At 47.6% G+C, this 4,516-nt stretch carries 9 protein-coding genes; 6 read left to right on the forward strand and 3 right to left on the reverse strand.

Features of this window, described 5'->3' with window-relative positions; genetic code table 11:
• Positions 1–305: 305 nt before the first annotated feature.
• Positions 306–1,034 carry a S24 family peptidase gene (locus HCX92_RS14535; protein WP_169295682.1) on the reverse strand — a complete coding sequence of 243 codons (729 nt, stop codon included), beginning with the start codon at positions 1,032–1,034 and terminating at the stop codon, positions 306–308.
• Positions 1,035–1,112: 78 nt separating this feature from the next.
• On the opposite strand from HCX92_RS14535, the gene HCX92_RS14540 reads away from it, so the two are divergent.
• Entirely contained in the window at positions 1,113–1,346 is a 234-nt protein-coding gene (locus HCX92_RS14540) for a helix-turn-helix domain-containing protein (protein WP_169295683.1), read from the forward strand.
• A 1-nt stretch (position 1,347) separates the two neighbouring features.
• On the opposite strand, the gene HCX92_RS14545 is transcribed toward HCX92_RS14540, so the two are convergent.
• The gene (locus tag HCX92_RS14545) at positions 1,348–1,827 is read right to left on the reverse strand and encodes a hypothetical protein (RefSeq protein WP_169295684.1); all 480 of its coding nucleotides are present in this window, start codon (positions 1,825–1,827) and stop codon (positions 1,348–1,350) included.
• 97 nt (positions 1,828–1,924) lie between these two features.
• Positions 1,925–2,083, reverse strand: coding sequence for a hypothetical protein (locus tag HCX92_RS14550; RefSeq protein WP_169295685.1), 159 nt, complete (start codon positions 2,081–2,083; stop codon positions 1,925–1,927).
• Between the two features lie 98 nt (positions 2,084–2,181).
• Here HCX92_RS14550 and HCX92_RS14555 point away from each other — a divergent pair, with 98 nt between their 5' ends.
• Genes HCX92_RS14555 through HCX92_RS14575 form a run of 5 tightly spaced genes read left to right on the forward strand, consistent with a single transcriptional unit; the run spans position 2,182 to position 4,441 of the window.
• The gene (locus HCX92_RS14555; protein ID WP_169295686.1) at positions 2,182–2,679 is read left to right on the forward strand and encodes a phage regulatory CII family protein; all 498 of its coding nucleotides are present in this window, start codon (positions 2,182–2,184) and stop codon (positions 2,677–2,679) included.
• Complete coding sequence (locus HCX92_RS14560) at positions 2,679–3,584, forward strand: hypothetical protein (RefSeq protein ID WP_169295687.1); 906 nt, start codon at positions 2,679–2,681, stop codon at positions 3,582–3,584. Before HCX92_RS14555 ends, HCX92_RS14560 begins: the two co-directional genes overlap by 1 nt.
• A complete protein-coding gene (locus tag HCX92_RS14565) occupies positions 3,559–4,083 on the forward strand; it encodes a replication protein P (protein WP_169295688.1) in 525 nt (174 codons plus the stop codon). Before HCX92_RS14560 ends, HCX92_RS14565 begins: the two co-directional genes overlap by 26 nt.
• A gap of 17 nt (positions 4,084–4,100) precedes the next feature.
• On the forward strand, positions 4,101–4,253 hold the full coding sequence (locus tag HCX92_RS14570) for a hypothetical protein (RefSeq protein ID WP_169295689.1): 153 nt from the start codon (positions 4,101–4,103) through the stop codon (positions 4,251–4,253).
• Positions 4,250–4,441, forward strand: a complete 192-nt coding sequence (locus tag HCX92_RS14575) for a hypothetical protein (RefSeq protein ID WP_169295690.1) — start codon at positions 4,250–4,252, stop codon at positions 4,439–4,441. Before HCX92_RS14570 ends, HCX92_RS14575 begins: the two co-directional genes overlap by 4 nt.
• The last annotated feature ends 75 nt before the right edge of the window (positions 4,442–4,516 follow it).

The raw sequence follows: 4,516 nt of genomic DNA on the forward strand, positions 1-4,516 counted from the left end.
GGTATATCGTGATCTTTTCATTGAATTTCCTTTATAAGAAATTCTACTTCTAATTGCTATGGTTTTGTGGGAGGATTACCAACCCAATTAAACCAAGTTTCATTCTTTTTGGCGGAGTTTTATTCTTATTTAATCGGAATAGCTTTGGACTAATAATTCCAAATATAAACACAAAACTACCAGCAAACAATAAAACCAAAAAATAGTCAGGAACTCCCATCTTAAACCCCTCTAAAACACATATTATTTAACATTTCATATTTTGTAATATTTTAGTCCCTTTAACCCCAAATATACAAACTTCTTCAGAATCTCTTAAACGACCACCAACCCCGCACGAGCCCACAGATCACCAGGCTATCAATGTTTTTTTCGTTAATGTATTCTGGCTGATAGCTTGGATTGTCGCTGATGATCGCCAGACGGCCATCTTGCTGGGCCACAAGACGTTTAGTCAATAACCTACCGTTCCAGTCCAGCACATAGATCCCTTCTGCCTCAAACGCCCGGCGGGAGACATCCACAAAAAGAATGTCACCGTCCTGGATGGTCGGAGACATCGAATCACCACTGTTGTTGATGATCTTGATTTTTTCAACAGCGTTTTTACCGAAACTTTGAAGCGCCCAATCCTCAAGAACATTCAGGTTCTGAATTAAAGGCGGATAGGAATCCGCTACTTTGCCGTGGCCAGCTGATGATTGAATGTCAAGGTAGTCCAGGCGGATGTAGCCTTCTGTTTCGGTTACGGAAATTGTTTCTACTGTTTCACTGTGGTCTTGATCCATCCAGCCCACAGGCTTGCCCATTCCTTTCTCAAGTTTACGAGCCAGTGAATCACCAATATTACGAGTCTTTCCTGTAGTTGGATCAGGGCGCTGCTGCTTAATTTGATTTAAATAAATACGTGAGACCCCAGAAACATCAGAAAGATGCTCTTGAGTGCCTGCTTCATTTATTAATCTATGCAAATTTTCGAGACGTATTTGGTTATTTAATTTCATGTCCATATTAAAAAGCAAAATGCTTAACATAAGAAGTATGCTTATGGCTTTACTTGAGTAAGCATTTAGCTTACTATGTGGGTAACTATTTAATTACCAGGTCTCCATATGCAACTCCTTGATTTCGTTAATGCGGAACGCGGCATTCGAGCTAAGCTCGCAAAAGATATATCTGTCCCGCAAATCCTTATTTCTCAATGGGCATTAAAACGTCGTCAAGTTCCAGCTGAGCGCTGCCCCGATATCGAGCAAGCCACCAACGGCCAAGTCACCTGCGAAGAACTACGCCCTGATGTGAATTGGTCTGTTTTACGCAACAAAAAAGGAAGTACCAATGCGTAAATCATTGCCATCTCGAGCTGAGGCCATCTTTTCCCGCAAGAATGTCTGGGTGTCCATTTGCGCATCGAAATCTATATCCAAACGGTTGCAATATCGTTTTTTTAGACTCGCTCATGCAAGCTGCACAAAAGTAAGTAGGAAACTTCATGCCCGAATCAGCGACTGGAGAAACATACACATGCGATCCAGACGCAAGCGTAACCAGTTCATATCGCGAGCAATCCTCTACCCGCTTTTTGTATTCCATAAATTCTTCGTTCAGCTTGGAATATTTTTCGCTATTACCAGCTGCAAGCTCTTGGAAATGAACAGCTTTAGTCTGGAGCTCAAGAGCCGCCGTAGAAACCTCAAGCAGCTGCTGCATCATGTTCGCCTTGACCTCAGAAAGCAAAGCCGCATCACGCCTATCAATTGCATTTGTTGCAACTGTCCAAGCTGCCTGAAGAGAGCTGATTGCCGCAGAAATAGAACTGAAATCCATAAGAATTCCCCCATCGTAGAAAAAAGTTGTGTAGGAACTTCTGATTCTACGATGTGTGGGAATACCGAAGGAAGGGGCAATGAAGCTTAACGTCATCCTAATGCAGCACCGGGGCCTCATCCCCGCACAGGATCCGGTACAGGCACATCAGAATCATGGTGTCGTTTGGTGCATCCTCCCATTCGTACGCCATGAGCTTGGCTTTTTCCAGCAAATCATCGGCCATAGCCTGGCCACATTTAAACGATTTTTCCATTTTATTAATCCAAATATCAGATTGGCATTGACTGAATTATTGCATTCCAGTCGCACGGTCGCACCCCTGATATTCACCTCATTTCAAGGCAGGCAATTATGACTTGTCGTTATTCCGGCACATCTTGGTTTGATGTTCTCTACACCTCGGTACGTAACACCCCGGGTGGCATCAATGACGCTGCACGCTTTTTAACTGATCGCCGTGGCAAAACCATTCACCCCGAAACGTTACGCGCCAAGCTTCGGCACATCAACGGGGAAAGCATTTCCCTTGAAATGGTTGAGCTCCTGACCGAGTGGATGGAAGAAAAAGCCCAACCGCACCGGCTGGACTGGCTGCAATCCCTTAATGCCCGTTTCGGCCTGATTGCATCCGCTGCGCCTGCCGAAGGGAGTGCCCAAGACTTGCAAGGTTCGTTCGTCAATAAAGCGGTAACCTTTGGAGAGTTGGCCACAACCATTTCCACCTCGTTGGCCGATGGCACCATCACTTCATGCGAGGCCGAAAAAATCATTTCTGCCGCTCAGAATAGCCAGCGCAGCAGCCAGGAAATTATTGAAGCCGCTAAACGGGCTTTGGTAAAGGGGGTGTGATGGCTGCAATTGAATGGTTCCGGCTTTGGCATGACATGCCCAACGACCCGAAGTGGAGAACTATCGCTCGCGTGTCAGGCCAGCCTATTTCCGTCGTTATTTCTGTTGCATTGCATGTGATGGTTGATGCGTCACGAAATGTCACGCGCGGTCACGTTGACGTCACGGCTGAAGATATAGCAAGTGGACTGGACGTGACAGACGAAGCTGTAGAGGCGGTTTTATCCGCCATGCAAGGCCGAATACTGGATGGTGACAGGCTGACGGGCTGGGAAAAACGCCAGCCCAAGAGAGAGGACACGGGTAACCAGAAAACAGGCGCAATGTCCGCAACAGAGCGTAAACGCTTGCAGCGCGCGAGGGAGAGGCTTGCAAAAGAGACTGCCGAAGAAGGTGGAAAAAATGAATGTCACGAAGAGTCACGAAAAGTCACGACAGATACAGATAAAGATACAGATACAGAATATAAAGAAAAAACAAACAAAAAAGAAAATTCCACCGGCAGCGATCCTGCAGACAGCCCGTGTGTCGTTTCTGATTTTTCGGATTTTGCCGAATCACCGCCAGAACCCGCTGAAATCCCACAGCCTGACAACCCGGTCTCCACCGCTGGCGCCATCGCAACGTACTGCCGAAGCCAGGGCATTGACGGCAACCCAGGGCCAAGGCTCAAGCAGCTAGTCGAGCAAGGCGCAGAAATGGCGCACTTCGTGGAGGCAATTCCCATCGCAAAGCAGGCAGGCAAAGGCTTTTCGTACCTGCTGGGAATCGTGAAAAACATGCTGACCGACCCACCGAAGGCCAGAGCTTCGCCAGCAAAACCAAGCGTTTCCAGCAAGTTTGACCCTGTAGCCTACGTGAACAAAGGACGAATTCAACATGACCCAAGCATTATCGACATCTAAGCACAACCCATGGCTGGATATCCGCTCCAGCATTGGCATCACCATGATCGACCACCTTTTCAACCGGCTGGACGGGATCTACACCGGGAAGTGGCAACAGGCGTTCAAGACCCCGGCATCGATCGAGAACTGGAAATCGGCCTGGGCAGAATCGTTGCACGATCGCGGCATTACGCCCGAGCAAATCAAGCGTGGTTTGAAAAACTGCGTGGACTTGTACGACTGGCCGCCAAGTCTGTCGGAGTTTGTCAAAGCGTGCGAGCAGAAAAGCCGTGACGAGCAGATCACGCCCATCGAGGACCCGTCCAAATTGCTGGCGCATGACATCAAGCCGGACCCAGCCAAGGCCGCTGCCGTCGCAAAGATGTCCAAGTCGCTTCTGAGTGGCGAGCCGAACCAAGATTGGGCTAACAAAATTCTTGATAACCAACGGGGTCACTCAGTTGGCGTGGTCAAGATGGCCCAGATGGCAGCTCGTAGAAAGGGCCTTTTTGCATGACCAAAGGCAACGTAAACATGAAAAGCCTGGAGTCAGTGGCCAGGCACGTCATTTACTGCCAAGGCAGAAAGCAGCAGGAAGCGTTTCTGGATTTCTGTGGTAGACGCTGGAAATTCACACGGGAAGCCATTTTGGCTGAGGTTTCACGAATCAGGAAAGAGGAAAAATGACAACAATCAGTTTGAAACTGCCGTACCCAGTTTCGGCAAATCGTTATTGGAAGACACGGGTCATTAAAAACTTCGCACAAACGTACCTCAGTGCCGAAGCAAAGGATTATCGAAAGCAAGTAATGCGCCTGGCAGCCAATTTCAAGACGGTACAGGGTGACGTTTCGATAGGACTGGTACTTGGGTAATCCTCCCACAAAACCATAGCAATTAGAAGTAGAATTTCTTATAAAGGAAATTCAATGAAAAGATCACGATATACC

The sequence above is a fragment of the Advenella sp. EE-W14 genome (assembly GCF_012923605.1).
Lineage (GTDB): Bacteria > Pseudomonadota > Gammaproteobacteria > Burkholderiales > Burkholderiaceae_B > Advenella > Advenella alkanexedens.

Coding starts and splice junctions, on each gene's coding strand:
- HCX92_RS14535 (WP_169295682.1), bottom strand. CDS start 1,034: ATGTTAAGCATTTTGCTTTTTAATATGGACATGAAATTAAATAACCAA.
- HCX92_RS14540 (WP_169295683.1), top strand. CDS start 1,113: ATGCAACTCCTTGATTTCGTTAATGCGGAACGCGGCATTCGAGCTAAG.
- HCX92_RS14545 (WP_169295684.1), bottom strand. CDS start 1,827: ATGGATTTCAGTTCTATTTCTGCGGCAATCAGCTCTCTTCAGGCAGCT.
- HCX92_RS14550 (WP_169295685.1), bottom strand. CDS start 2,083: ATGGAAAAATCGTTTAAATGTGGCCAGGCTATGGCCGATGATTTGCTG.
- HCX92_RS14555 (WP_169295686.1), top strand. CDS start 2,182: ATGACTTGTCGTTATTCCGGCACATCTTGGTTTGATGTTCTCTACACC.
- HCX92_RS14560 (WP_169295687.1), top strand. CDS start 2,679: ATGGCTGCAATTGAATGGTTCCGGCTTTGGCATGACATGCCCAACGAC.
- HCX92_RS14565 (WP_169295688.1), top strand. CDS start 3,559: ATGACCCAAGCATTATCGACATCTAAGCACAACCCATGGCTGGATATC.
- HCX92_RS14570 (WP_169295689.1), top strand. CDS start 4,101: ATGAAAAGCCTGGAGTCAGTGGCCAGGCACGTCATTTACTGCCAAGGC.
- HCX92_RS14575 (WP_169295690.1), top strand. CDS start 4,250: ATGACAACAATCAGTTTGAAACTGCCGTACCCAGTTTCGGCAAATCGT.